27 protein-coding genes are annotated in these 25,562 nt (G+C 50.6%); 17 read left to right on the forward strand and 10 right to left on the reverse strand.

Annotation, left to right across the window (positions count from 1 at the left end):
• Positions 1 to 72 precede the first annotated feature (72 nt).
• The 3 genes from ACO0LC_RS08150 to ACO0LC_RS08160 all read right to left on the reverse strand — a co-directional run bounded on the left by ACO0LC_RS08150 (position 73) and on the right by ACO0LC_RS08160 (position 3,389).
• Positions 73 to 879: a cystine ABC transporter substrate-binding protein gene (locus ACO0LC_RS08150; RefSeq protein WP_423002157.1), complete on the reverse strand. Its 807-nt coding sequence runs from the start codon at positions 877 to 879 to the stop codon at positions 73 to 75.
• Between the two features lie 228 nt (positions 880 to 1,107).
• Positions 1,108 to 1,422 carry a hypothetical protein gene (locus ACO0LC_RS08155; protein WP_423002158.1) on the reverse strand — a complete coding sequence of 105 codons (315 nt, stop codon included), beginning with the start codon at positions 1,420 to 1,422 and terminating at the stop codon, positions 1,108 to 1,110.
• Positions 1,423 to 1,703: 281 nt separating this feature from the next.
• Entirely contained in the window at positions 1,704 to 3,389 is a 1,686-nt protein-coding gene (locus ACO0LC_RS08160) for a peptide chain release factor 3 (RefSeq protein ID WP_423002159.1), read from the reverse strand.
• Between the two features lie 212 nt (positions 3,390 to 3,601).
• Between ACO0LC_RS08160 and ACO0LC_RS08165 the strand changes: the two genes are divergently transcribed.
• The 10 genes from ACO0LC_RS08165 (at position 3,602) to ACO0LC_RS08210 (ending at position 13,264) form a co-directional block, all read left to right on the forward strand.
• Positions 3,602 to 4,348: a hypothetical protein gene (locus ACO0LC_RS08165; protein ID WP_423002160.1), complete on the forward strand. Its 747-nt coding sequence runs from the start codon at positions 3,602 to 3,604 to the stop codon at positions 4,346 to 4,348.
• 88 nt (positions 4,349 to 4,436) lie between these two features.
• Positions 4,437 to 5,450, forward strand: coding sequence for a S1/P1 nuclease (locus ACO0LC_RS08170; RefSeq protein ID WP_423002161.1), 1,014 nt, complete (start codon positions 4,437 to 4,439; stop codon positions 5,448 to 5,450).
• 44 nt (positions 5,451 to 5,494) lie between these two features.
• Positions 5,495 to 7,351, forward strand: a complete 1,857-nt coding sequence (sppA, locus tag ACO0LC_RS08175; RefSeq protein ID WP_423002162.1) for a signal peptide peptidase SppA — start codon at positions 5,495 to 5,497, stop codon at positions 7,349 to 7,351.
• Between the two features lie 182 nt (positions 7,352 to 7,533).
• Positions 7,534 to 9,348 (forward strand): CIA30 family protein, encoded by a 1,815-nt coding sequence (locus tag ACO0LC_RS08180; protein WP_423002163.1) that lies wholly within the window; start codon positions 7,534 to 7,536, stop codon positions 9,346 to 9,348.
• A 53-nt stretch (positions 9,349 to 9,401) separates the two neighbouring features.
• On the forward strand, positions 9,402 to 10,514 hold the full coding sequence (locus ACO0LC_RS08185) for a sensor histidine kinase (protein WP_423002164.1): 1,113 nt from the start codon (positions 9,402 to 9,404) through the stop codon (positions 10,512 to 10,514).
• Positions 10,511 to 11,116, forward strand: a complete 606-nt coding sequence (locus ACO0LC_RS08190; protein ID WP_423002165.1) for a response regulator transcription factor — start codon at positions 10,511 to 10,513, stop codon at positions 11,114 to 11,116. The genes ACO0LC_RS08185 and ACO0LC_RS08190 overlap by 4 nt, the downstream gene beginning before the upstream one ends.
• A 91-nt stretch (positions 11,117 to 11,207) precedes the next feature.
• Positions 11,208 to 11,330, forward strand: a complete 123-nt coding sequence (locus ACO0LC_RS08195; RefSeq protein WP_423002166.1) for a hypothetical protein — start codon at positions 11,208 to 11,210, stop codon at positions 11,328 to 11,330.
• A 96-nt stretch (positions 11,331 to 11,426) separates the two neighbouring features.
• A complete protein-coding gene (locus ACO0LC_RS08200) occupies positions 11,427 to 12,308 on the forward strand; it encodes a helix-turn-helix domain-containing protein (RefSeq protein ID WP_423002167.1) in 882 nt (293 codons plus the stop codon).
• A 38-nt stretch (positions 12,309 to 12,346) separates the two neighbouring features.
• Entirely contained in the window at positions 12,347 to 12,826 is a 480-nt protein-coding gene (locus tag ACO0LC_RS08205) for a NuoB/complex I 20 kDa subunit family protein (RefSeq protein ID WP_423002168.1), read from the forward strand.
• A 93-nt stretch (positions 12,827 to 12,919) separates the two neighbouring features.
• Positions 12,920 to 13,264 (forward strand): MobA protein, encoded by a 345-nt coding sequence (locus ACO0LC_RS08210; RefSeq protein ID WP_423002169.1) that lies wholly within the window; start codon positions 12,920 to 12,922, stop codon positions 13,262 to 13,264.
• Between the two features lie 2 nt (positions 13,265 to 13,266).
• Here ACO0LC_RS08210 and ACO0LC_RS08215 read toward each other — a convergent pair whose 3' ends face one another.
• Positions 13,267 to 13,635 carry an NIPSNAP family protein gene (locus tag ACO0LC_RS08215; protein ID WP_423002170.1) on the reverse strand — a complete coding sequence of 123 codons (369 nt, stop codon included), beginning with the start codon at positions 13,633 to 13,635 and terminating at the stop codon, positions 13,267 to 13,269.
• Between the two features lie 80 nt (positions 13,636 to 13,715).
• A complete protein-coding gene (locus tag ACO0LC_RS08220) occupies positions 13,716 to 14,435 on the reverse strand; it encodes a hypothetical protein (protein ID WP_423002171.1) in 720 nt (239 codons plus the stop codon).
• A 244-nt stretch (positions 14,436 to 14,679) separates the two neighbouring features.
• Between ACO0LC_RS08220 and budA the strand changes: the two genes are divergently transcribed.
• Entirely contained in the window at positions 14,680 to 15,468 is a 789-nt protein-coding gene (gene budA / locus ACO0LC_RS08225) for an acetolactate decarboxylase (RefSeq protein WP_423002172.1), read from the forward strand.
• Between the two features lie 15 nt (positions 15,469 to 15,483).
• On the opposite strand, the gene ACO0LC_RS08230 is transcribed toward budA, so the two are convergent.
• The 4 genes from ACO0LC_RS08230 to ACO0LC_RS08245 form a co-directional block, all read right to left on the reverse strand.
• Entirely contained in the window at positions 15,484 to 16,323 is an 840-nt protein-coding gene (locus ACO0LC_RS08230; RefSeq protein ID WP_423002173.1) for a serine hydrolase, read from the reverse strand.
• Positions 16,324 to 16,527: 204 nt separating this feature from the next.
• Positions 16,528 to 17,055: a peptidoglycan-associated lipoprotein Pal gene (pal, locus tag ACO0LC_RS08235; RefSeq protein ID WP_423002439.1), complete on the reverse strand. Its 528-nt coding sequence runs from the start codon at positions 17,053 to 17,055 to the stop codon at positions 16,528 to 16,530.
• Positions 17,056 to 17,234: 179 nt separating this feature from the next.
• A complete protein-coding gene (locus ACO0LC_RS08240) occupies positions 17,235 to 18,560 on the reverse strand; it encodes an ATP-binding protein (protein ID WP_423002174.1) in 1,326 nt (441 codons plus the stop codon).
• Entirely contained in the window at positions 18,557 to 19,249 is a 693-nt protein-coding gene (locus tag ACO0LC_RS08245; protein WP_423002175.1) for a response regulator, read from the reverse strand. The genes ACO0LC_RS08240 and ACO0LC_RS08245 overlap by 4 nt, the downstream gene beginning before the upstream one ends.
• A gap of 152 nt (positions 19,250 to 19,401) precedes the next feature.
• Here ACO0LC_RS08245 and ACO0LC_RS08250 point away from each other — a divergent pair, with 152 nt between their 5' ends.
• The 6 genes from ACO0LC_RS08250 (at position 19,402) to ACO0LC_RS08275 (ending at position 23,738) form a co-directional block, all read left to right on the forward strand.
• A complete protein-coding gene (locus ACO0LC_RS08250; protein WP_423002176.1) occupies positions 19,402 to 19,863 on the forward strand; it encodes a cell division protein in 462 nt (153 codons plus the stop codon).
• The gene (locus ACO0LC_RS08255; RefSeq protein WP_423002177.1) at positions 19,860 to 20,507 is read left to right on the forward strand and encodes a DUF4166 domain-containing protein; all 648 of its coding nucleotides are present in this window, start codon (positions 19,860 to 19,862) and stop codon (positions 20,505 to 20,507) included. The genes ACO0LC_RS08250 and ACO0LC_RS08255 overlap by 4 nt, the downstream gene beginning before the upstream one ends.
• Positions 20,504 to 21,964: a TIGR01777 family oxidoreductase gene (locus ACO0LC_RS08260; RefSeq protein WP_423002178.1), complete on the forward strand. Its 1,461-nt coding sequence runs from the start codon at positions 20,504 to 20,506 to the stop codon at positions 21,962 to 21,964. Before ACO0LC_RS08255 ends, ACO0LC_RS08260 begins: the two co-directional genes overlap by 4 nt.
• A gap of 56 nt (positions 21,965 to 22,020) precedes the next feature.
• Positions 22,021 to 23,016 carry an alpha/beta hydrolase family protein gene (locus ACO0LC_RS08265; RefSeq protein ID WP_423002179.1) on the forward strand — a complete coding sequence of 332 codons (996 nt, stop codon included), beginning with the start codon at positions 22,021 to 22,023 and terminating at the stop codon, positions 23,014 to 23,016.
• Positions 23,017 to 23,041: 25 nt separating this feature from the next.
• The gene (locus ACO0LC_RS08270; protein WP_423002180.1) at positions 23,042 to 23,491 is read left to right on the forward strand and encodes a hypothetical protein; all 450 of its coding nucleotides are present in this window, start codon (positions 23,042 to 23,044) and stop codon (positions 23,489 to 23,491) included.
• Between the two features lie 70 nt (positions 23,492 to 23,561).
• The gene (locus ACO0LC_RS08275) at positions 23,562 to 23,738 is read left to right on the forward strand and encodes a hypothetical protein (protein ID WP_423002181.1); all 177 of its coding nucleotides are present in this window, start codon (positions 23,562 to 23,564) and stop codon (positions 23,736 to 23,738) included.
• Between the two features lie 67 nt (positions 23,739 to 23,805).
• On the opposite strand, the gene ACO0LC_RS08280 is transcribed toward ACO0LC_RS08275, so the two are convergent.
• Complete coding sequence (locus ACO0LC_RS08280) at positions 23,806 to 25,509, reverse strand: long-chain-fatty-acid--CoA ligase (protein ID WP_423002182.1); 1,704 nt, start codon at positions 25,507 to 25,509, stop codon at positions 23,806 to 23,808.
• Positions 25,510 to 25,562 lie beyond the last annotated feature (53 nt).

Below are 25,562 nucleotides of genomic sequence, written 5' to 3' on the forward strand. Positions count from 1 at the left end.
TCCATCCACTTAATCATACAGCTTATCTTGCTGACTTTGCACGCTGCAAGGCAATATCAACAAGTTTGTGGCTTACTGTGCTGAAGGGGCTTTGCTGACGTCCTTGCCAAACCATTTATTGGATACTTTGGCAAAGCTGCCATCCTTGATGATATCGGCCAGTGCTGTATTCAAAGCAGCAGCAAATTTGGGATTGCCCTTTGGGAAGGGGATGCCATTTTTTGCAATTTCACCGATAGGTGCGCCAGCCTTGACTGGCAGCTTGCTGGTTTTCAAGAGGTAGGCAACCATGAGGCTATCGTTCAATGCCGCATCAACACGGCCTGCCGCCAGATCTTGCAAGTATTCTGGTGCGCCTGGGTAGCTCTTGACTTCGATACCGGCCACGGCCTTGGCACGCTCTTCATAATTGCTGCCCTGCCCTACGCCCAGTTTTTTTCCTTTTAAGTCTTCCAGGCTCTTGAATTCACGTTTGTCATCTTTTTTGACGATGAGCTGTGCGCTGGACACAGTATAGGGATCAGAAAAATCAAAGGTTTCCTGGCGCTTGACTGTCACACCAACCTGGTTGACGATGACATCAAATTTACCAGCTGACAGGCCCGCAAGTATGCCGCTCCATTCAGATGTCACGAATTCTGGTTTGACGCCAAGTTTTGCGGCCAGCAGCTTGGCCACATCAACATCAAAGCCAGCCAATTCATTGGTCTTGGTGTCTTTGAAATTGAAAGGTGGATAGGTTCCTTCCAGTGCAATTTTCAGGGTGCCGCGTGCTTTGACAGTATCAAGCAAGTCGGCTGCGCTGGCAATCAGGGAAACACCAGCCAGTATCAAGCCGACCAGCAAAGTGGAGATTGTTTTTCTTTTAGCGATGTTCATCATATTCCTGAAAAGTGATCAGAGTATCCCCTTAGAGGAAGGCCCACATATTGAAACATGCCAGATGGAAAGATTATCCGGCGACCTGGGTATGATATGGAGTCAGGGTACTGGAGGACAAGGAAGCATTTCTTATTTGCATATACCAAGTGGTTCTATATGCGAAAAACAAGGAAGATACGAAAAGCGAAAAGACACGCCTCTGAGGGCAAAGGCGTGTCAAGAGAATTAGAAAGAAGGCAGGTCGTTAAGGCTATGGCCGGGGACATCATGACTGGCTGTGCCCAGGCCATGCACACCATCTTCATACTGTATGCCTACCACTTTTGGTCCCAGTATGATGCCGTTGTCACTCTGGAACTTGGGCAAAACTTCATCGCCATTGGCTATGGTATCCAAGACCGCCTGTACATCGGCTTCCTGAGGGTCATCAACCATGGCAGGCGGCATGACTTGTCCACCTTTGCTCTTGCCCCAGCGCACCTTGGCGATACGCTGTCCACTATCATCAAAACGGACGGCTTCAATAAAAAATAATGCCATGATCACGCTCCTCATCTAAGTTGCAAAGAAAATCGGGAAGAAAATGGAAATAGCCTGCGCTAATTTCTGGTTTACAAATCTTCTGCATGCTTGCCTGATACTTTATCTTGCGCCCTTAGTATGACAGCTATATGTCATGATGTCGTGCAAAAAAAGCACCTTAAATCAACATGTTAGCAAATTAAAATCTGCATTCAAGTGAAATTTATTAAGCCCAATAGCAAAGCGGCTGACAGAAGCTTTTCGCTCTGCCAGCCGCTAGATTGCTCTGTTTGACTTATTTAGCCAAGTTTCGCCGCATGTTCCCGCGTTGCATGGAAAGTTACACCAGGCCAACGTTCTTGCGTCAATTTCAAATTCACACCTGATGTCGCCAGATAAGCCATATTGCCAGCAGCATCATAGGCAATATTGCCACCGGCGCTGGAGCGTTCAAAGTCAGCCAGCATTTTCTTGTCATCACAACTGATCCAGCGGGCGCTGCTGATACTGGTGCCTTCAAACACGGCATCAACGCCATATTCATTTTTAAGGCGACTGGCAACCACTTCAAACTGCAGGACACCAACAGCACCCAGCACCAGGTCACTGCTGACGACAGGTTTGAATACCTGTACTGCCCCCTCTTCACCCAGTTGCTGCAAGCCTTTTTGCAATTGCTTGATCTTCAGCGGGTTCAAGATACGTGCTGTACGGAAGAAGTCAGGTGCGAAATAAGGGATGCCGGTAAATTGCAGCAATTCGCCTTCCGAGAAACTATCACCTATCTGCATATTGCCATGATTAGGTAAACCGATAATGTCGCCAGCATATGCTTCTTCTACCTGCTCACGCGAAGATGCCATGAAGGTGACGACGGAAGATACCTTGATCTCTCGGTTCAGACGCAAATGCTTGAGTTTCATGCCGCGCTCAAAACGACCTGAGCACACGCGCAGGAAGGCAATACGGTCACGGTGAGCCGGGTCCATATTCGCCTGGATTTTGAAAATAAAACCAGAAAATGGCGTTTCTTTGGGTTCGACTGAGCGGATAGTGGCATCACGTTCACGTGGTGCCGGTGCCCAGTCCAGCAAAGCATTCAAAATCTCGCGTACGCCAAAGTTATTAATGGCAGAGCCAAAGAATACCGGCGTTTGCACACCAGCCAAAAAGTCTTCCAGGCTGAATGGATGGGAAGCACCATGCACCAGTTCGACTTCCATCTTCAGTTGTTCAATTTCCAGCGGGAACATTTCTACCAGGCGCGGATTATTGATACCTTTGATGACTTCAAATTCCTGATCCGCGCGCTCGCTACCTGGGGTAAACAGCAAAATCTCATCTTTCAGGATGTGATACACACCGCGGAAAGTCTTACCCATACCTATAGGCCAGGTCACTGGTGCGCACTGTATCTTCAGTACAGATTCCAGCTCATCGAGCAACTCCAGCGGGTCGCGGGTTTCGCGATCCATCTTGTTGACGAAGGTGATGATGGGGGTATTGCGCATGCGGCAAACGTTCAGCAGCTTGATGGTCTGTTCTTCCACACCCTTGGCAGCATCGATCACCATCAGGGCAGAGTCGACCGCAGTCAATACGCGGTAGGTATCTTCAGAAAAGTCCTGGTGACCCGGGGTGTCGAGCAGGTTGACCACGTGATCGCGGTATTCAAACTGCATGACGGAGGAAGCAACCGAGATGCCGCGCTGCTTTTCTATCTCCATCCAGTCGGATGTCGCATGGCGGCCACTCTTGCGCGCCTTGACCGTACCGGCCAACTGGATCGCGCCCGAGAACATCAGCAGCTTTTCAGTCAGTGTGGTTTTACCCGCATCCGGATGGGAAATAATGCCAAAGGTGCGGCGGCGTGCCACTTCGCGGCTGATCAGGTCTTTCGATGGCGCACTGACCGTGCTTGCTTCTGCAGCAAGCTCGTGATCAGATTCCGGGCTATCGTCTGGGGATGTATTTATGGTGTTCATTACTGATGCCGCAAAAATGGAAGGAAAACGTGCAAGTTTAGCTGGTATTGAGATCGAAGTCGAATGCAAGCTAGGACAAAACCGGGGAGCTTGATATACATATGCAAGAAAATGAGATAAATAGCAATTTCTGCGAGATTTTCTTGCACTTTCCCGTAGCAATGCCATGATACGAGCATGACCATGCCCGTGATTGTCTTTCTTGGCCGACCATGAAGAAATTTGCTCTTACTGCAACATTCTCTCTTTGCTTGCTCACTGCGCCGACTGCTCATGCAGGTTCTGGCTATTATCTGGTCAGTATCTATGAGAATGAGGGTGAAAAGACCATCGATTTCAAAACCTGGTCTTCATTTATCGACAATCGGCCTACTTCGACAGTACCTGAGCTGGGTTTCAGTTACATGCCTAACAAGACCTGGTATACCGAGGTGTATGCCAGCTGGTTCAGGAGGGGTGCAGCTTCACTGGCCAATAGTGCCTGGACCTGGCAAAACGACTTTTTGCTTACCCATGGCCAATATCCGGTTGATTTGGCCTTGCATACCAGCCTGAACAAGAATACCGATAGCAGCCGGGGGGTGGATTTTGAATTTGGGCCCGCCATGCAAACTGAATTTGGCCATTTACAGGTGAATACCAACCTGTTCCTGGAGCGCACTTATCGCATTAATCCGGCAACACGCATGCAAATGAAATACCAGTGGCAAACCAAGTACCGTTATCGCCCTGAGCTGGAATTTGGCGTGCAAGGCTTTGGCGAGCTGGGCAATTGGGACAATTGGTCAACGCTAGCCCTGCAATCACACCGCGCCGGCCCCATGGTATCTGGCACTTTCAGACTGGGGGGCACGGTGGATAGCCAGCAAGCCCTCGGGTATGAAGCCTCGTATGTCGTCGGCAAGCTCAATACCCGCCACGCCGGCGTCTTCAGCATGCGACTGCAATACGCATTCTGATCTGCACACAATTTGCCTGGTTTGCTATATCCTCGTCATCTTTACTGATTACCATCTTTGGTATTAATTACCCTTATCCCGTATTTATATGAAAAAGCTACTGATATCTGCTTTCATGCTGGCGCTGGCCAGTCTGCCACAACTGAGTTTTGCCTGGGGTGCCGATGGCCACCAAACCGTGGGGGCTGTCGCCGAAAATCTGCTGGCAGGCAGCAAGGCCGGTGCCCAGGTCAAAGCCCTGCTGGGGGACAATACCTTGGAAAAAATGGCGGTCTGGGGCGATTGCGTCAAGGGCATAGCACCTGAAAAAGACTTCGCCTATACGTCTACTGGCCGCTATCCTGAGTGCGCGCCCTTCGAGACAGCGGCAGGCATCGCCGCCATGGCTGACTATGTGAAGCGGAATAACACCAATTGCAACCCGGCTTTTGACGAAGAAAACTGTCACAAGCAATATCATTATGCTGATGTAGCCTTGCAGCATGACCACTACAAAACCGGTTATGTAGGCACCAGCGACCATGATGTGGTCAATGCGATACGCGCTGCCGTGGCAGTTTTGCAAGGCAAGCCCCAGCCAAAACCCTTTAATTTCAAGGATAAACAGGAAGCTCTGGCCTTGCTGACCCATTATGTCGGTGACTTGCACCAGCCTCTGCATGTAGGTTCCATCTTCTTGAATGCCGATGGCAAGATCATTAACCCTGACGAGGGTCAGTATGACCGTGGTAGCAATACCGTAGGCGGCAATGCCCTGCAATGCCCCTGTGGCAACTTGCATTCGCTGTGGGATGATCTGCCGCAGCAATACAAACGTGGCCGCATGAATGATGCTTTGACTAAAAAAGCCAAGGCACTGACACTGGCGCAAGCCCCCATAGAAGACTTGCCCGTATTGTGGGCTGACGATGCCATACGCGACGCCAGGCAATTATTCGCAGGCACACAATTCAGCAAAAGCACCCCGAACCAAAAGGGCAATAACTGGTCTATCGCCTTACCACTTGAATATGAAAAAACCATGCTGAACATCAAGGAAGATGCGCTGGCACGCGCCGGGGCGCATCTGGCCCAGATATTGAAAACCGTCTGGCCTGAATAATTTCGCTCATTTTTCAGCACCCTTATTATCTTAGGAAATTTGCCATGGCTTTTACCCCCGTACGCTGGATAGGAAAAGGTTTTAAATACCTGTGGACAGCGCTGGATTTCAGTCGCCGTATATTATTAAACCTGTTGATGCTGGTCATCCTGATCGCTATTGCTGTCAGCCTGTTCAGTGGTGGGACCAAAAAAATCGAAGACAAGACTGCTCTCTTGCTGGATTTAAAAGGCACACTGGTAGAGCAGCACTCAGGCAGCGCCCGTGAAACCTTGCTGGCCGAGGCACGCGGTGACATCAAGAAAACCACGCAATTGCGCGACATATTGGCGGTGCTGGACCAGGCTGCCAAAGACCCGCAAATCAGTAGCGCCGTATTATTACTGGATGACATGAGCGGCACCGGTCTGCCCATGCTGAGGGAAGTTGCCGCAGCCATAGACCGATTCAAAGCGGCAGGCAAACCTGTCATCGCCTGGGGTTCCAGCTTTGACCAACGCCAGTATTATCTGGCTGCCCATGCCAATGAGGTTTATTTGCATCCTATGGGTTCAGTCATGATTACCGGTTTTGGCCGCTACCAAAACTATTATCGCGATGCCCTGGATAAATTGGGCGTGACAGTCACCGTACTGAAAGCAGGTAATTTCAAAAGCTTTGGTGAACCCTATGTGGCCAATGCGCCTTCTGCAGAAGCAGCAGAAGCAGAAAGCTTTTTATACAATGCCATGTGGAAGACTTATACAGGTGACGTAGAAAAAGCCCGCAAACTGCCCGCTGGCAGCATCATGAATGGCATCAATGATCTCAGCAATCTGCTCACCGCGGCAGGCGGCGATATCGCCAAACTTGCAGTCAATACCAAACTCGTCGATGGCTTGAAAACCCGCGATGAAATCCGTGAACTCATGCTCAAGCGTGGGATCAGGGATGAGCAAATCAAGAGCTTCCGTCAAATCCCGTTTGAAGATTACCTGGCCCGTATCAAGCCTAAACTCTTTGGCGATGCAGTGGGCGTAGTGGTAGCCTCTGGTGAAATCAGCGAAGGCATGGCGCCACCCGGCTCCATCGGTGGTTTGTCCACTGCCAGCCTGATACGCAAGGCACGTGAAGACGATAGCATCAAGGCCGTCGTCTTACGCGTGGATTCGCCTGGTGGTAGTGCCTTTGGTTCAGAACTCATACGCCGCGAACTTGAGCTGACGCGCAAGGCGGGCAAACCGGTCGTGGTTTCCATGGGTAATGTGGCTGCCTCTGGCGGTTACTGGATATCCATGGCAGCAGATGAAGTGATTGCTGATGAAGCGACTATCACTGGCTCCATCGGCGTCATCGCGATTTTGCCTACGGCGGACAAAGCAGTGGAAAAACTCGGCGTGCATACTGCTGGTTCACCCACTACCTGGCTGGCCGATCCCTTTAATCCCCTGCGCCCTTTGAACCCGCGTTTTGCTGAAGTCTTACAAGGCAGCATCAACCACACTTATGCAGACTTTACTGGCAAGGCTGCAGCAGCACGCAAAACCACGCCAGAAAAAATCAATGAAGTTGCCCAAGGTCGTGTCTGGACAGGCACACAAGCCAAGGAACGTGGCCTGGTCGATAATATAGGCAGTTTTGCCGACGCCTTGAAGTCAGCGTCCACGCGTGCCAAACTGCCGACGGATTATCGCGTCAGTTACATAGAGCGCGAACCTTCCAAGTTTGACCGCATCTTCTCCATCTTTGGCGCACAAACCGCCCAGGTCTTGCAAGAGCAGTTCAAACTGGCATCCGTACCTAGCGGCCTGCCGCCCACGGCAGCCACGCAAATACTGAATGACCTGAGCTGGTTGAATGAAGTCAATAAGGAAGGCAAGAGCTTTACCGCATTGACACATTGCTTGTGCACGACACCCTAGCCTGCTTGTTTTTCAAACAAAAATCCCGCACCATGCGGGATTTTTTTTTCCAGCATCCATGTCAGCATGTCAAGGCATGCCTTAGGGACATGACAAATGTCATAAAAAATTGATGGCATTTGTTTCTGTTTTGTTCTTCCCTCATGCGTCAAGATAATAACAACTTATAACAAGGAGAAATCATGCAAAAAAACATACTCGCCCTGGCTCTCGCCCTCTGCGTTGGCAGCATCCAATTCCCCGCAAGCGCTGCCGGTTTTCTGGTTGAACATGTACGCGTGTTTGACGGACAAAAAATCCAGCCCGATAGAAATGTGCTCATCGTCGATGGCAAGATCAAGGACGATAACTTCAAAGGCAAGCCTGCCGCCGACATCAGCATCATCGATGGTGCTGGCCGCACTTTACTTCCTGGCTTGATTGATGCCCACGTACATGCCTATCAGTACCAGGATTTGCCGCTCGTGTATGGCGTGACCACGCAAATCGATATGTTTACCAATGTCGATCAGATGAAAGAAATCAATGAGAAAATGCGTAAGGGCGAGAACCGCGACCGCGCCGACCTGATTTCAGCGGGTGTGCTGGCCACCGCGCCTGGTGGCCATGGAACTGAATTTGGCCTGGCCATCCCTACCCTGAGCAAGCCGGAAGAAGCACAAGCCTGGGTAGATGCACGCATTGTCGAAGGCTCGCATTTCATCAAAATCGTCATTGAGCATGGCAGTGAAAAACGTCCTTTCAACAGCCTGGACAATGCCACCGTAAAAGCGCTGGTGAAAGCAGCCCATGTGCGCCATAAACTTGCGGTAGTTCACATAGGAACACTGCAAGAAGCACAAGACGCGCTGGCAGCGGGGGCGGACGGTCTGGTCCATCTGTTTGAAGGTAAGCAAATCAGTGATGCAGAAGTCGCTGATCTGATAAATACAGCAAAGCGCAATCATGCCTTCATCATCCCGACTTTTTCTGTGCTTGAAAGCATCGCCGGCATGAAGGAAGAAGATGTACTGGCAGACAAGCGCATGACTGTCTACTTAAACAAAACACAAATACAAACCCTACATGCCCCATATGGCAAACAAGCTCATCCCGACTGGCTGAGTGTCCCCAAAAAACTGACTGTCGCCATGCAAGCTGCGGGCATACCGATACTGGCAGGCACCGATGCAGGTAACTCTGGCACTCAATATGGTATCAGCCTGCATCATGAGTTGGCTGCGATGGTCGACGCCGGTTTAAGCCCGGCTGAGGTATTGGCCTCAGCCACTTCAGTGCCGGCCAAGGCGTTCAACTTGAAAGACCGCGGGCATATCGCCAAAGGTTACAAAGCCGACCTGGTACTGGTCACCGGCGAACCAGACAAGAATATTACTGACACTCGTAATATCGTCGAGGTGTGGAAAGATGGTGAACGCGTGACCGCACAACGCGAACAAAAACAGCAGGAAATCGCTCTACAGAATTCACAAAAGACCGAGGCACTCGAACTCCCTGCCAATGGTCGCATAGGCTTGTTCAACAAGAGCAAACTGGCCAGCCCTTTTGGCGCAGACTGGGGCGCATCAACCGATGCCTTCATGGGTGGCAAATCCAGCATGACAATTAAACTGGCTGAAACAGAAACTGCGAATGAACAAGCCGTGTTGAATATTGAAGCAGAAGTCAGGCCTGGCTTTGCCTATCCATGGGCAGGACTAAGCGTTTTTACTGGCAAGACGCCAATGGAGGCTAGCGACCTGAGCAAGTTCAACACCTTAAAGTTCAGGGTCAGGGGCGATGGCAATCAATACGCAGTAGGTATCAGTGTCAAGGGCAGTTATATCCCCATCGCTGTCCCATTCAAGGCGACAGAAGAATGGCGGGAAGTTAGCTTGCCCTTCAGTAAATTTCAGGGCCTTGATCCAGCTGCCATCACTGTAATTGCTTTCAATGCAGGTCCACAAGCTGGCTCATATCGTTTTCAGATTGCCGATATCCGCCTTTTAAAGGAATAATGTCGTACTCTGAGTAATCATGTCATTCCAGGTCGAACCTAAGTAGAAAAGTGATGAAGCAAATCCTGTCAAAACTCACCACACCCTGGGTGCCTGCCCGTTATGGCAAGGCACCCTATTTCTGGCTATTTTCTTTTGCCATCATGGGCTGGAAATATTTTTATGTCAGGCCAGATGTGCAGGAAATTGGTTTCCTGACGGCCAGCATACTGGTTTTCCTGCCTCTTTATTTTTATAGTTTTTGGCACAATGGCTGGAGAAACTGGCTGTGCATCGCCGTGATCTGTGCCATCGGTATCGCCTGGGCTCCATATAACTATGGAGGATCGACATTCTGCATTTTCGCCGCCACCATGTGCTCACGCACGCCAGAGACCAGGCATGCCTATCTCAGCCTGCTGGCTCTTGCCCTGACAGTTGTGATCAGCAGCTTTATCTTCCATTTTGAAGCGAGTTTCTGGATACCAGCCATCATTTTCAGTATCCCCAGCGGCGTTGGTGCCATCATAGGTGAGCGTCTGACACGCAGCAATGAGAGCCTGATCAAGAAGCAGGAAGAAGTTGAGTACCTGGCCGCCCTGGCTGAACGTGAACGCATCGCCCGCGACTTGCATGACTTGCTGGGCCACACCCTCTCTGTCATCACCCTGAAAGCCGAGCTGGCTGGCAAACTGCTGGGGCGCAATCCGGTGGCTGCAAAAAAGGAAATCCATGATATCGAGCATACCGCCAGGCAAGCCTTGACTGAGGTCAGAGCTGCCGTCATCGGTTACCGCGCAACGGGACTGGGTCATGAATTACAATCAGCCAAAAATGCACTGGATGCGGCTCAAGTCTCGCTGGTCACCGATATACAGCAAGTCAATATTTCAAGCGCTACGGAGAATGTGCTGGCACTGGCGGTACGTGAAGCTGTCACCAATATCATACGCCATGCCGAGGCCAGTCTCTGCCACATCCGCCTGAGCATTCTCGATCATCATATTTTGCTGAGCATCAGCGACAATGGAGTTGCCGGGAAAGATAATGCCATTCACAAAGGTAGCGGACTCAAAGGCATGAGCGAGCGCGTGCAGGCCCTGGGCGGCAGTTTGCAGATACTCACCCGCCCCGATACTGCCGGCTTACAATTGGAATTGTCTTTGCCCTTGAAAGAAAAAATATGATACGTATCATCATCGCTGAAGATCAGGCCCTGGTATCTGGCGCACTGGCCGCCCTGCTAGGTTTGGAAGGCGACTTGCAGGTCATAGGTCTGGCAAAAAATGGGCAGGAAGCCCTCACTCTATGCGAGAAAGAATTGCCAGACATAGTGATCACCGATATAGAAATGCCCATCATGACGGGGCTGGAATTGGCTGCCGCCATCGCAGAAAAAAAATTACCCAGCAAAGTCGTAGTCCTGACCACCTTTGCCCGCAGCGGTTACCTGCGTCGTGCCATGGCCAGTGGTGTGCGCGGTTACATGCTCAAGGATGCCCCGGCAGATACCCTGGCGGCAGCCATACGCACGGTGCATGCGGGTGGTCGCGCCATCGCACCAGAGTTGGCCATGGAAAGTTGGGGTGGAGAGCAAGACCCGCTCAGCGAGCGCGAGCGCCAGGTTTTACGCCTGGCCGGTACTGGCTCCACCAGTACGGAAATTGCCAAACTCATGCACTTGTCTGAAGGCACGGTGCGCAATTACCTGTCTGAAGCCATTAGTAAATTGCATGCAAAGAATCGTGTCGAAGCTTATAGGATGGCGCGCGATCAGGGCTGGTTATAAGTTCGCCCAATACAATGAATTGATTAGCATCCGGCAACTTGAACAATCCCGGAGACGATACCTGCAAAGTGGCAGAAAAAACATCCCATCCATGCAAGACCGTTTTTCTCTGGGCGAGCACCAGATCAGCATAGGCCCGGACGAATTACTGCGCCGCGCCAATGATGCCATGTACAGGGCAAAACATAGCTGGAAAAATCGCTGGAGCGTTTAAAATGCATGCCTGCCTGATATAGAAATGTGTCCTGACTAAAGGCTTTGCAAAAAGCTTTACAATACTGCCTGTCACAGTGAAACAGGACAGTTTGAAGTGCCAGACTCTCTCTTACCACATTCCAGCTACGCTCCCCATCCGCTGTTAGCGGACATTTGCACGCATTTCCTGGTCAAGGAAGTGCCTTCCTGCTGGTATACGGTACCAGCCAGCCCACTGCCCATGCTGATCTTGACGATCAAAGGAGCCGTAGAAATGGGAAATGGCCGGGCTTTACCAGCCATGAGCATACTCGGTGCTAGCCGCTGTCATTACCGTGGCAGGGCAGAACCAGGCTCACGCTTCATGTCAACTGCTTTCAAACCAGGCAAACTCAGTGCCATACTTGGTTGCCCTGTGGATGAATTCAGCGACCAGATCGTAGACCTCCATGACATATTGCCTTCATCTACCTGTCATGAGCTCAGTGAAAGACTGGAATCCGCCCAGGACACAGCCACCAAGGTCAGGGTCGTGCAAGATATGTTGATACGCTTGCGTCTGCTAGAAAAGCCACATGCCCCCCCTTTGATCTTGCCACATCTATGGCTAAGCAAACCTGCTGATGAACTGGCAACTTGCCTGGGCTTGGGTACACGACAGTTTGAACGGCGTTTCCTGGCCACCTTCGGCCAGAGTCTGCGCAGTTTCAAGCAGCAATCACGCTTCGGTGTATCCCTGCTGCAAATATTGCTGGGGCAATTACCCGCTAAAACCTGGGCGGAGTGCGCACTGAGCTTTGGCTATGCCGACCAAGCCCATATGAACCGGGACTTCATACGCTTTACCAACCACACACCCGCGCAATTAATGCGTGGCATTGCCGGACAAGATCCGGCACTCTGGGCTTTCAGCTTCAATGTTGCAGACTTGGGGAAATTCTTTATCCCCTCCGACGACCTCCATGTCGTTTCGGTTCAAGACCAGACAGCTGCTTGAATTCATAATCAGGGCATCTCATCGCTGGAGCCCCAAAAATGGAAGAGCAAAACGGTTTATTTCAGGATTCCTACATCCTGACCAATGTCAATGACTTGATGAACAAGGTACAGAGCAATAGCATGTGGTATCTGTCTTTTGGCCTGGCTTGCTGTGCTGTGGAAATGATGCAGGCTGCCAGCGCCCGTTACGACATGGACAGATTTGGTTTCATGCCACGCGCCAGCCCCCGCCATGCCGACTTGATGATCGTTGCGGGCACGCTCACCAATAAAATGGCCCCTGCCCTGCGCAAGGTATATGACCAGATGGCAGAACCTCGCTATGTGATCTCCATGGGCTCTTGTGCCAATGGCGGTGGTTACTACCATTACTCATATTCAGTAGTGCGTGGCTGCGATCGTATCGTGCCCGTCGACATCTATATCCCTGGCTGCCCACCAACTGCCGAGGCTCTGATTTACGGACTGCTGCAATTACAAAACAAGATCAAACGCAGCAACAGCATTGCCCGCTAAAAATGCCACACATACCAGCAGACAGTAATCTGCGTTATGCTAGCTTAATTGTCGTCACTGCAATCAAGCAGGTTCTCCCGGGAAATTTTACTCATGTACCACAAGCACAGCACTCTGACTGTCGCCTGGCTTTTCAAGGATGAACCGGCAAGCTGGGGCTTGCGGGGTGATCCATATCTATGGAGGGAATTACAGCAATACTTTGCTACTACCACCTTGCCAGAAAGTGCCATCCTTTTACAAGAAAAAATTGAACAGGCATTTAGGGATTTAACCGGCTTGTCCATACACGAGCAGGAAAATTTTCTTGTTCCACGGTTTGCCCATGGAGGTATGTCTTCAGGTCAGATCTGTACAAAATTCTGGCGTGATAGTGCAGTTCCCTTGCTCATGCAACGCCATCAGGCCAGTTTTCGCAAAGACAATAGCATCGATTGAATCTATTTTTTGCTACCCTTGGTCAAGATTTCTGGTGCGTTCAATTCACGCATGCTGTTAATCGCTTCCTGTGAAACCCAGATAAGCGTATTCATGTAACTGTCCAGCCTATCCACCAGTTCTTTTCTGGGGCCATATTTCCATTCACTGGAAGCGTAAAAAGCATTTTGCTCACAGTCCAGCGCTTCACGATTTTCATACGAACGTATCAAAAAATAAGTCGCTTCCTCGTGATCTGTATGCCCATAGGCAACCACATCCGTATCCCACTTCTTCAGCATGGGTACAGCCAGGCTGTGCATGGCATGATGGAAAGCATCTGCTACGCCTGGTTTTAAGCGATAAGTGCGTATTTCTATCAATCGTTTCATAGCGATCAGCAATCTCTCTCAAATACTTCAGGAAAATAGAATCTCTTCGTTCTCACTACGGGAGCAAGGGTTTTTCTGTTTTACTTCCTGGAGCGCAAATCACGTATATAAGCCAGTTCATTGAGCGCAACCTTGTTACCTGGCTCCACTTGCAGCGATTCCAGCAATCTCAGCTCTGCATCCTCAAGACGCTTCAAATCTATCAGTGCGAAACCCATGCCGCGCAATGCAGCAGCGCGGAAAGGGCCTTGTGATGCATAAGCACGCGCAAGCTCATTGGCCTCGGTGTAGGCAATCAAAGCCTCGGCAGACTTGCCACTCTGGTTCAGGATATAGCCCGTCTCCGCGGCTGTTGCAGCTGAAATCGGTGCCAGTACATTCATCTCTTTGGCGAATGCCAGGGCAGTGACGAAGTCACGCTTTTCTGCAGCGATGAAAGTTTGCATTTGCAAGCATTGCTGATAGCCCCAGTCTATCCATTCGAAATTTTCAGGATGCGTTTTCCTGAACTCGTCATATTCGGTTTTTGTCTGAAATGAATATTGTTTCAGGCTACGATCAAATATAGCCTCATACTCCTTACGCAAAGAGGCAGCCGTGCGCTCAGCCTCGGCAAGTTGTTTGGCACTAACCAGCTCTACCAGCGCTTTTGAGCGCGGCCTGAGCTCTGCACCTTTGGCCTTGCTTATTTCGATTTGTAGCTGGATCGCCACACCGTTGGCCCCATCCTGCGCATGCCCATGCATGCTTACAGCCAATCCCAAAAGTAGCAAGACGTTCTTTACACAATTCTTTTTCATGGTTTTTTCTAAAAGGAAGTGACAAAATTCATCATGCATTATTTTATGATGCATGAAAGTTTGCAGTTTTATATCGTGCTTCAGGAGTTTTTTGCAGCATAATGCATACTTTCCTATTTAACCAGAGAATTATCTAATTTGGATTGCCATGTCATTTCAGCATGGTTCAGCGACAAAAAGCACAAGCTTGACCAAGGGTCAAAAGCTGGCTTCCACCATCGATTCATCACCTTTATTTCCCATCATGAACATGAAAAATTTGAGCCTGGCATCCCTGCTTATCCTTGCGACCACACTGAGCCACGCGCAAAAGCCGCTGGAACATAAGGCCTTTCAGTACGCCACAATTGACGCGCTACTGGCGGGTGCCTATGAAGGTGAACTGACGGTAGATGAACTCAAGCGCAAGGGTGACTTTGGCATTGGCACTTTTAATCGTGTTGATGGAGAGATGATCGTGCTTGATGGTGAAGTCTTCCAGTTCAAAGCTGACGGCACTGTAGCAAAAGCCAGTGGCAAGCAATTGACGCCATTTGCTGTTGTCACCAAATTCAATACCGACTACAGGTATGAAGTCAGTAAGGAAACCAGCATGAAAGAACTGGAAGAAATGCTGGACCAGCGTTTGGAAAACAAGAATCTTTTCTATGCGATCCGGGTCGAGGCTGAGTTCAAAGAATTGACAACACGTGCCATATCACCTCAAGATAAACCCTACAAGCCACTGGCCGAAGTCACCAAGACACAGACATTGTTTAATTTCAGCAATACCAGGGGCGTACTGGTTGCTTTCCGTAGCCCCGCTTTTTCCAAAGGCTTCAATGTGCCAGGTTACCATTGGCATTATCTCTCAAATGATCACAAAGCCGGTGGCCACGTATTGGCGCTCAGCCTTAGTCAGGCTGTGATCAAAGTCGGCGCTGTATCAGATATAGAAATCAAACTGCCCACCAATAATATGTTTGCCAATACCAACCAGGCTATTGATCGCTCGACTGAACTGAAAGCAGTTGAGGGCCTGCGCAAGGATTAGCTTGCAAGGCGGGCGCTAGTGGTGCCGTACATGCCGGAGTCTCTTTTCAACTTTCGACTCTGGCGGTTTATTCTCCAGCAATCGCCCAATATTCAAAGCGTCCATCAGTCTGGCTGAACTGGCCCTGGCATTCAGTAAGACCATAGTGGCTTTCTTGCCCGCCATTTTTACACGCATGATGAGGCAACTCCCTGCCTCATTGGTGAAACCGGTTTTGGATAACAAGACATCCCAGCCTTTTTTACCTACCAGGCGATTGGTGTTATGGAATTCACGACTACGACCATCCTTGAGGGAAATAGTGTCTTCACTGTCGGTGGTGATATCGGCGATCTCAGGATAACGCGATGCAGCTTGCGCCATCTTGACCAGGTCCGCTGCTGTCGAGGTGTTTTCTGGTGACAAGCCGGTGGCTTCGCGAATAAAGGTATGCCCCATACCCAGCGCGATCAGTTTGGATTTGACCGCCACCAGGAAGGCGCCATTACCACCGGGGTAAGTACGTGCCAGCGAAGCCGCCGCACGATTATCGGAAGACATCAGTGCCAGTTGCAAGGCTTCCCGGCGCGTGATACTTGAGCCTATTGGCACATGGGAACGGCTATGCTTGAGCTGGTCTTTATCCTCTTCTTCTATGGAGATTTTTTCGTCCATATTGGCCTTGCTGTCGAGCAGCACCATGGCTGTCATGAGTTTGGTCAGCGAGGCAATCGGGACAACCGTATCTGCATTTTTTGCCAACAAAACCTGACCATTGCGCTCATCAACAACAATGGCATTTTGGGAATTCAACTGCATGGCAGACAGGCTGCCACAATACAACATCAGTACAACAAGCAACTTGGGCTTCAACATCTGGGCACATCAATTCTGTCACGGGATTAAATAAATAAGGCTGACGAAAAATCGCTACGGTAGTGCCACAGAAGCATGGCAACAGGCCGCAACAACTTTGCGCCAGCATTATAAAACCAGCTGGCATTAATTAGTAAGATTTTAGTAAGATTTCACTATCAGACACAAGCTGGTTTTCAGGCCATTTTTTAGCACTGTTAACAATTATTTGCTTGAGTAGAGTATATCTGCACGACGGTTTTCTGCCCAGGATGCTTCATCGCTGCCCATCGCTTTTGGCTTTTCCTTGCCCAGAGAAACTGCTTCCATTTGCGCTTCTGGCACACCCAGCAAAGCCATGGATTTACGCACAGCTTCAGCACGTTTCTGGCCCAGCGCCAGATTGTATTCACGGCCACCACGTTCGTCGGTATTACCCTGAATCAGGATTTTTTTACCTTTGTTGGCGCTCAGATATTTAGAGTGAGCGTTAACCGTGCCACTGTATTCAGTTTTGACGACATATTGGTCGAAATCAAAATAGACGCTGCGTTTTGCCAATGGGCTATTAGGATCATCCAACTCATCTTTCACGACTAAGGATTTTATATCACGATCATTTTTAGCGGCAGGCTCTTCCTTTTTAGCAGGCGGAGGTGGTGGTGTTTGCTCAGGCGGTTTGATCGGTGTACTGCAAGCTGCCAATAAAACTGCAACTGCTACCAGACCGGCGGCGCTTTTGATTGTGTTGATTGCACGCATGTAAATACCCTCTAAATTTTTAATTGGTCGATTCAGACCTGGCGCATAAGCGAGACGCTACCAGGTAGTATGAAGCAACGCCATCTTGCCTCAGGAAACTTAGGCGAATCTTAAAAAACCAGATTGCTATCAATCAAACACAGAATTTTTTCAAAAATGTGAGCATTTTTTCAGCCTGACAGTGTATGTGAAGCCGGAAACAGGATAATCACCTCCAGCCCGCCCAGGGCGGCATCCGCCAGGCTGATAGTGGCATGGTGGCGGTCAGCAATCGCCTTGGCGATGGCCAGGCCCAGGCCACTGCCGCTTTTGTTCGTCCCTGCGACGCGATAAAATCGATCAAAGATGCGTTCACGCTCTTCTGGCGCAATGCCATCCCCAGTGTCCTGTATGCCAAGCCGCAAGCCGTCCTTGTCATGGCTGAGACTGATCTGTACCCTGCCCTCTTCCTGTATATAGCGAACGGCATTGTCGAGCAGATTGCGTATCATGATGCGCAGGCTTTCGCTGTCACCTTGCAGTTCAGTAGGCTTATCCATTTCCGCATTGATGGTGATTTTTCTCGATTGCGCAAAGGGCATGACATCACTGACCGCCTGCTCTATGCAAGTGTTCAGCGTGATGTTTTGAAAACTAAGGCTGGCTTGTGAAGTAGGGTCTTGCCTGGCCAGCGCCAGCAATTGTTCAACCAGGCGCGAGGCGCGATCTACGCCACCAAGCAGGCGCTGGATGGCTTGCTCGTGATTTTTTTCATCTTTGACCCTGCCGAGATTTTGCACTTGCAAGCGCAAGGCAGTGATAGGTGACCTGAGTTCATGGGCTGCATCCGCAACAAAACGTTGTTGCGACTGTATCGCCAGGCCCATGCGATTCAATAGGGAATTCAATTCTGTCACCAGCAAGGATACTTCTTTTGGAACGCCGTCTGACGATACTGGCTCAGTAGAATTGGCATTGCGGTTGGCCAGCTCTTTGCCTATGCGATTCAATGGTGCCAGCACAGAATTAATACCCCACCAGACTGCGCAAAACAGGAGCAAGGAGACAGGTATCACCGGCCACAAGGTACTCAGTGCAAAAGATATGGCACGGTCCCTGCGTGAAGCCATCTTTTGCGCCACCTGGATGACACGCTTGTTTTCTTCTGCGGCATACACGCGCCAGTCGCCGTTTTCCAGCGTCACCGTTGAATAGCCTAGCGCAGCTTGCTTAGGCAGGCTGCGGTGCTGCCGTGACTGGTAAACCCTGGCACCATCTTCTGACCAGACTTGCACGACAAAATCAAAGTCATCAAGTTCAGTGCCGGGCAAATTATGCCAGTCCACCTGCTCAAAATCACCATCCTGCAAGGCCAGTGCCATTTGCTGCATGTGATAATCAAACAGCTTGTTGGCTTCACCGATGGCGGCATGCAGTGAGCTGGCAAACTGCAAGGCAGCCGCAGCCAGGATGGCGATGCCGAACAAGAGCATCATTTGCAGGCGCAAAGACTTCATGTGCTTTTCTCTGCCACGCTTTTCTCAACCACGCTTTTCTCAACCATATAACCCACGCCACGCACATTGACGATGAATTTTTGTCCCAGTTTTTTCCGCAAGCCGTGGATGTACACTTCGACTGCATTGCTTTCTATTTCTGAAGTGGCACCAAACAATTGGTCTTCCAGACGACTGCGCGAGAGTATGGCACCAGGGCGGGCCACCAGGGCATCGAGTATGGTCCACTCGCGGGATGAGAGTATGACTTGTTCAGCACCGTTAAACACTTGCCGGGTGGTGGTGTCAACGACAATCTCGCCACAAATATAAGACGTATCGGTACGGCCGCGGGCACGCCGCACCAGGGCATGCATGCGGGCTATCAACTCATCAAGATCAAAGGGTTTGATCAGATAATCATCAGCGCCAGCGTGCAGGCCACGCACTCTGTCAGGCACCGCATCACGGGCAGTCATGACCAGCACTGGCAAGGTATCGCCACGCTTGCGCAGGGCTTTTAAAATTTCCATGCCGTCACGTTGTGGCAGGCTCAGGTCCAGCAACATCACATCATAGCTATGAAATTGCAAGGCAGTCTCGGCAGCGTCACCATTGCTGAGCCAGTCAACCAGATTGGCCTCGTTTTCGAGGGCTATCTGTATGTTTTCGCCTATCATGGGGTCGTCTTCGACGAGCAGGACTTTCATTTTTTTATGCGCTTGGTTTGTGGAAGATGGATGCAGCGTGGATTGTACGCCATGGCTTGACCAGAAAGATATGCCGTAAATTGCTTGACATACGCCCTTAATTAATCTTTAATTTCTGTAACGACAGAAATTAAAGAAATAAAGGAAAATTAATGCCATTATCACAACAGCATCTCAGACCATGGTTGATCCGCTGGCTGTATGCAGCTGCTTTTATCCATTTCATTATCGGCGTCTTGCTACCGTGGCTCAGCAGCACTGGTCTGGTTGAGGTTTATCATCAGCTCATAGAAAGTCACTTCTGGCCGCAGGCTGCGCCGGATGCGGCGCGCCATATGCAGGTCTGGTGGATGAGCCTGTTTGGTGCCACCGTACAAACCGTAGGCTTGTGGATGGGTGCATTGATTTACTTGGGAAATCAACATCGCAGCCGCTTTGCCTGGCTATGGCTGATGATAGGCATCCTGGTATGGGCACCGCAGGACATGTTGATTTCCATGCAGGCAGATATGCAGATCAATGTCTGGATAGATGCATTTGCTGTGCTGGGTATGATCTCTCCTCTGTTCATTTTATGGAAAATGGATGCGCCTGCAACCGAAAGAAAAGCATGAAGCAAGATATCAACTCCATCCCGTCTGAAGGCGAATTATTCAGAAAAATCCTGGGCAAGGAATGGCTGAAACTGCACCCGGATATCCAGGCCCGGTTTGCCAAGAATCCTGAACCTGGAAAACCACTGTATTACACAGGCGTGCTTAGTGAATTAAGTTGCTCCAAAATAGGCAAACTCCTGGGCCACCTGACCAAACCCATGATAGCCGGAGCCTTGATTCCGTATACCGATCATGACTTCCCGGTCGATATCATGGTGTATTCCAAACCAGATTGCCCTTCGATTTTCAAACAAAGGATATACCGCTTGCACAATAGGCCGCCGATACAGTTCACCTCGTATATGCAGGAAAGTGAAAAAGGCGAGGTACTCGAATATGTGGGCATGGGCCTGGGTATGAAGCTCGTCCTGCATGTGCATGAGGGCAATCTCTACTTCACCAGTGATGGCTATTTCTGGGATGTGCTGGGCTACAGGATTCCCATACCCGGCATTTTCACACCCGGCAAAACTTATCTATGTCATCGCAATGACAACCCTGAGCAATTCAATATTCGTATAGAAATCAAACATGCCTTGTTTGGCCGCACCTTTACCCAGGTCGGCGTTTTCAAGGAAATCCATACTGAGGCTGCATCATGAACACCCATTTAATCGCCCTGCAATTAATGGCCGCACAAGGCTTGCTTGGCGCTTTCGATACCCTGTATCACCACGAACTGACAGAGGCCTTGCCGCAACGTGCCAGTGCCCGCAAAGAACTGGGCATACATGCCACCCGCGCCCTTATCTACAGCCTGCTCTTCGTCGGTTTGTCAGCCTGGACATGGCAAGGCGCATGGGCCATCGTGCTATTACTGGTATTTGGCATAGAGATCATTCTGACCTTATGGGACTTTGTGATTGAAGACCAGACCCGGCTCTTGCCCGCCACTGAACGCGTGACCCACACGATACTTGCCATCAATGGTGGAGCCTTCATCACCTTGCTGGTAGTGAATACTCCAGACTGGCTACATGCACCTACACAAATGTTATGGCAGCCGCAGGGCTGGCTCAGTGTGTTTCTGGCTCTGTGCGGCGTGGGTGTAGGTCTTTCCGGTATACGCGATGGCCTTGCGGCTTTGCGCCTGGGCAGGCTATCCGTCAGGGAAAAGCAGATGACACCCATCCATTTCAGCGATAAATCTGAACAGGTGCTGGTCACCGGGGCCACCGGTTTTATTGGCAGCCTGCTGGTCAAGGCTCTCTTGGCAGATGGCCAGCAAGTGACCATACTCAGCCGCAAACCCAAACAAGCCAGCTGGAAATTTGATGGCAAAGTCAGGGCCATAACCAGCATGCGGGAACTGCCAGCCAATCAACGCGTGGATGTCATCATCAACCTGGCTGGCGAACGCATACTGGGCTGGCGCTGGTCAGAAAAGCGCAAGGCCGAGTTGCGCCAGAGCCGTACCGGCCTGACCAGGCAAATCACGGAATGGATCAGTCGTGCAGAACACAAACCCAGGCTTTTGCTGGCAGCCTCTGCCATCGGCTACTACGGCATACAAGCACCGGGCGATGACAGGGAACTGGATGAAACTGCCCCGCCACAAGCCATCTTCATGTCTGAGTTATGCCAGGAATGGGAACAGGCCAACCAGGCTGCCGCTCACGATGGTGTCAAGGTCGCCAAACTGCGTCTGGGGGTGGTACTGGGCCAGCAAGGTGCACTGGGCATGATGCTCTTGCCCATCAAGCTGGGCCTGGGTGGCGCACTAGGCAGTGGCAAACAATGGCAGTCGTGGATACATGTGCATGATGTGCTACGTGGCATTGCCCATGTCTGGCAGCATGAAGCAACACTGGACAATGACAATGCTATCAACTTCACAGCTCCGCAGGCTGTCAGGCAAAAGCAGTTCAGCCAGATTGCTGCCAGGGTATTGCACAGGCCCAGCTTTTTCCCTACACCAGGCTGGCCCATGCGACTGGCTCTTGGTGAACAGGCAGATTTGCTGCTGGAAGGCCAGCGCGTCGTACCCAAGCGCTTGCTCGAATTGGGCTTTGTGTTTAGCTACCCAGACTTAGGTATGGCTCTGACTGAACTGGCTTAAGAAACGATAAGGATGCTGTTAGACTATTGTTTTTAAGATATCCATCCTCGCTTGCTATGTCTACATCTATCATCCGAATATCTGCCAGCAAGTACATGCATATGTGTGCATTGCTGCTGAGTTTATCCTTGCTGCTAGCAATACCTGGCATAAGCCGGGCGCAAGATGGCAAGTTACTTGACACAAGTACAGTAGAGTTAAAAGAAGAAGATGTAAAAAAACTGCAAGCGAACATGCCTGACCTGCCGCAAATCCTGGCTGCGGTTGACATACAAGCCATCACTTACCTGAGCGATGGCTTGAAGATCAAGGGCTATATGCTGTCACCCAGGGTTGGCAGCAAACTACCGGCCATCATCTTCAATCGCGGTGGCAATGGCACGCTGGGAGCAGTCACCGACACGGCAGCAGCGGCTGTATTAGCCCGCATCGCCTCCTGGGGGTATGTGGTGGTAGCCAGCAATTACCGTGGCAGCATGGGTAGTGAAGGCAAGGACGAGTTTGGAGGCAGGGATGTCAATGACGTCCTCAATCTGCTGCCTTTGCTAAAAGAAAATCCACAAGTCGATAGCAGCCGCATAGGCATGGTCGGGCGCAGCCGCGGTGCCATCAATACCTACCTGGCCTTGACCAGGACCGATCAGATTACCGCCGCCGTCGTGGATGCAGGCGTCACAGATCTGAGCGGCATGCTCAAGGACAGGCCTGAGATGGGACAAGTGCTGGAAGACTTGATACCAGACTATGCCAAAGACAAAACCGCAGCCGAGGCCAGCCGCTCTGCCATCTTATGGGTGGATAAGCTGAACAAGAAAACTCCCTTGCTGTTGACGCAAGGCAGTGCCGACTGGCGTGTCAACCCTGCCCGTACACTGACCATGGCCAGCAAGCTGCTGGAAAACAAGCATCCATTTCGCCTGGTCATGTTTGATGGTGGCGACCACTCCCTGACTGAACATAGAAAAGAAGCCGATCGTCTTATGCGGGAATGGCTGGACCGTTATGTACGTGATAAAGAAGCTTTACCAAACCTGGAGCCACATGGCCGCTGAATGACTGAGAACTGGGACAACATAGATGGCAGGCAGAAAGCAAATCAAGAATCTGGCTGCAGGCCTGGCCAGTTCATTCAATAGTCGCAACAATGACCTCGCTGGTTACTGGGCGATAGGCAAGCTTTGCAGTTTTGCCATTGCGCAGTCAGTGACTGTGATACAGCTTGATGTGTTAAACATCGCATGTATGCCCGCGAGTACTGCGTTTGACGCTGTCATGCATGACTACAGAGTGAGACTGGCAGCACGCATGACAAGACAGGAGCTCCCGCCAAGCTGGCTGGAAAAAGTAGAGATAGTCATCAATTTCCTGCCAGACCATGACAAAGACATGGACTATTTTCGTTACGGCTCTGGCAATCCTTATATCGTCACTGTCAACCTGACTACAGATTTAGGCCAACAATATAGCAGCAAGGCTGGTGGCAAATGCCACCCTCATGATCCTTTGAGAGAAAGCAAGCGCGCCTGAGTACAGAAAACATCTGGCTTGAAATTGTATACAAAATCCCCATCTGCCTCTTCAATTCAAGGAGCAAGCCATGTTCTTCTTACGACATCCTCAACCTGTCAGACCCAGAAAAGCCGTGCCAGAACTAAAGGTCAGCAGCCAAAGCCAGACAACTGATACCAGGACTATTGTCGTTGCACATAGCGCCAAGGACTTGCAGACGCTGCAAATGCAGGTAAAAGACAAGATTTCTGGCAAGAGCAAATAGAGTATAAAAAAACTGCGACTTTCCGGGAAGTGTTAGAAAGTCGCAGAAAAGCACAAAACTGGTTTAATCAGGTAGCGGCTCGTTTCCTTGCCTCTTCTTCATATAATTCTTTTTTCGATAATTTCCCTACCGGGGTTTTCGGCAACTCTGCGCGTATATCCATGGCTTGCGGCATCTCATGCTTGCCCAGCCTGTCTTTGAGGAAGTCTTTCAATTCATCAAAACTGAAAGCCACCTGCCCTGCCTTGAGTTTGATAAAGGCCTTGGCAGCCTGCCCGCGATAAGTGTCGGGAATGCCAATGACGCTGACTTCAGCTACCGCCGGGTGTTCATAAATTGCTTCTTCGATATTGCGTGGATAAACGTTATAACCACCCGACAAAATCATATCCTTGGTGCGGTCGACGATATACACGAAACCATCGGCATCCATATAACCCACGTCACCAGTGCGGAAGTAAGCATCCGCAGTGAAGGCTTCACGAGTGGCATCTGGCTTGTTCCAGTAGCCCTTCATGATATTCGCCCCAGCCACACAGATTTCACCGCGCTCACCCAAGGCCACTTCCTGGCGTGGGTCATCGATACTGACAAATTTGAAGCTGATGCCTGGCGTGGGCAAACCGCAGGAACCCGTCTTGCGCACGCCACTCAGGGGAGTGAAAGTACCGGTAGGTGAAGTCTCGGTCATGCCCCAGCCTTCCAGCAAGGTACAGCCCGTCACAGCCTGGAATTGTTGCAATACTTCTGCAGGCAAAGGTGCGCCGCCAGAATTACAGAACTTCAAAGCGCTGAGATCATATTCCCTGATCTGCGGATGATTGATGATGGCGGTATACATGGTGGGCACGCCTGGAAAGACGGTGATCTTCTTGCTTGCCAGATCTTTGACCACGGCATCTACATCAAAGCGGGTGTGTAAAACTATTTCTGCCCCCAGGCGTATCCCAAACAACATATCCACCGTCAAGGCGTAGATGTGGAATAAGGGCAGTACAGCCAATACTTTTTCCTTGCCCTCTTGCAGCACACGCGGCTCGATATTGGTGGTTTCCATGATCTGGCTGCAAGCTGCAGTCAGGTTGCCATGGGTGAGCATTGCGCCCTTGGGCAAACCAGTAGTGCCGCCAGTATATTGCAAGGTAGCGACGGCGGCTTTCGGGTCTATGGCAGCGATAGACGTGTAATCACCGTCATTGTCCAGCAGTTTTGCGAACAGCAGATGTTGCGCATCGTCAGGGATAACACTCAACTGCGTCGCATTGTCCAGGTTGGCTCTGACTGCATCCGGATAAGGCGTCATTTCCGGGATATTGCCGATGATGAGTTTTTGCAGACGGGTATGCCCCAACATCTTGGCCATTTGTGGATACAGCATGACCATGTCCAGCGTCACCAGCATGTCGGTATGGCTGTCGGCAATTTTATGCTCCAGCACTTTCTCGGCATCCAGCGGAGAATAATTTACCACTGTGCCACCCGCCTGCAAAATCGCAAAGAAGCTGATGACGTAATGCGGGGTATTGGGCAGATACAGGCCCACATGCACGCCCGGCTTGACGCCCAGTTGCTGGAAACCTTTGGTAGCCTGGTCCACCAGTTTTTGCAATTCTGCATAGCTGGTCTTTTTGCCCATGAATTCCAGAGCGGGCAAGTCTGGCCATTTGGCGACGGCATCATGCAGCAATTGCGGCACACTGCTGATGGGCAGATCAGCGTCCCAGTGTACGCCTGCGGGGTAAGATTTGATCCAGGGTTGTAAGTCGCGCATTTTTGTCTCTCTTTATAAGAATAATTTGAAAATGTCAGCCAACCAGGAAGTTA

The sequence above is a fragment of the Undibacterium sp. JH2W genome (assembly GCF_049340425.1).
Lineage (GTDB): Bacteria > Pseudomonadota > Gammaproteobacteria > Burkholderiales > Burkholderiaceae_D > Undibacterium.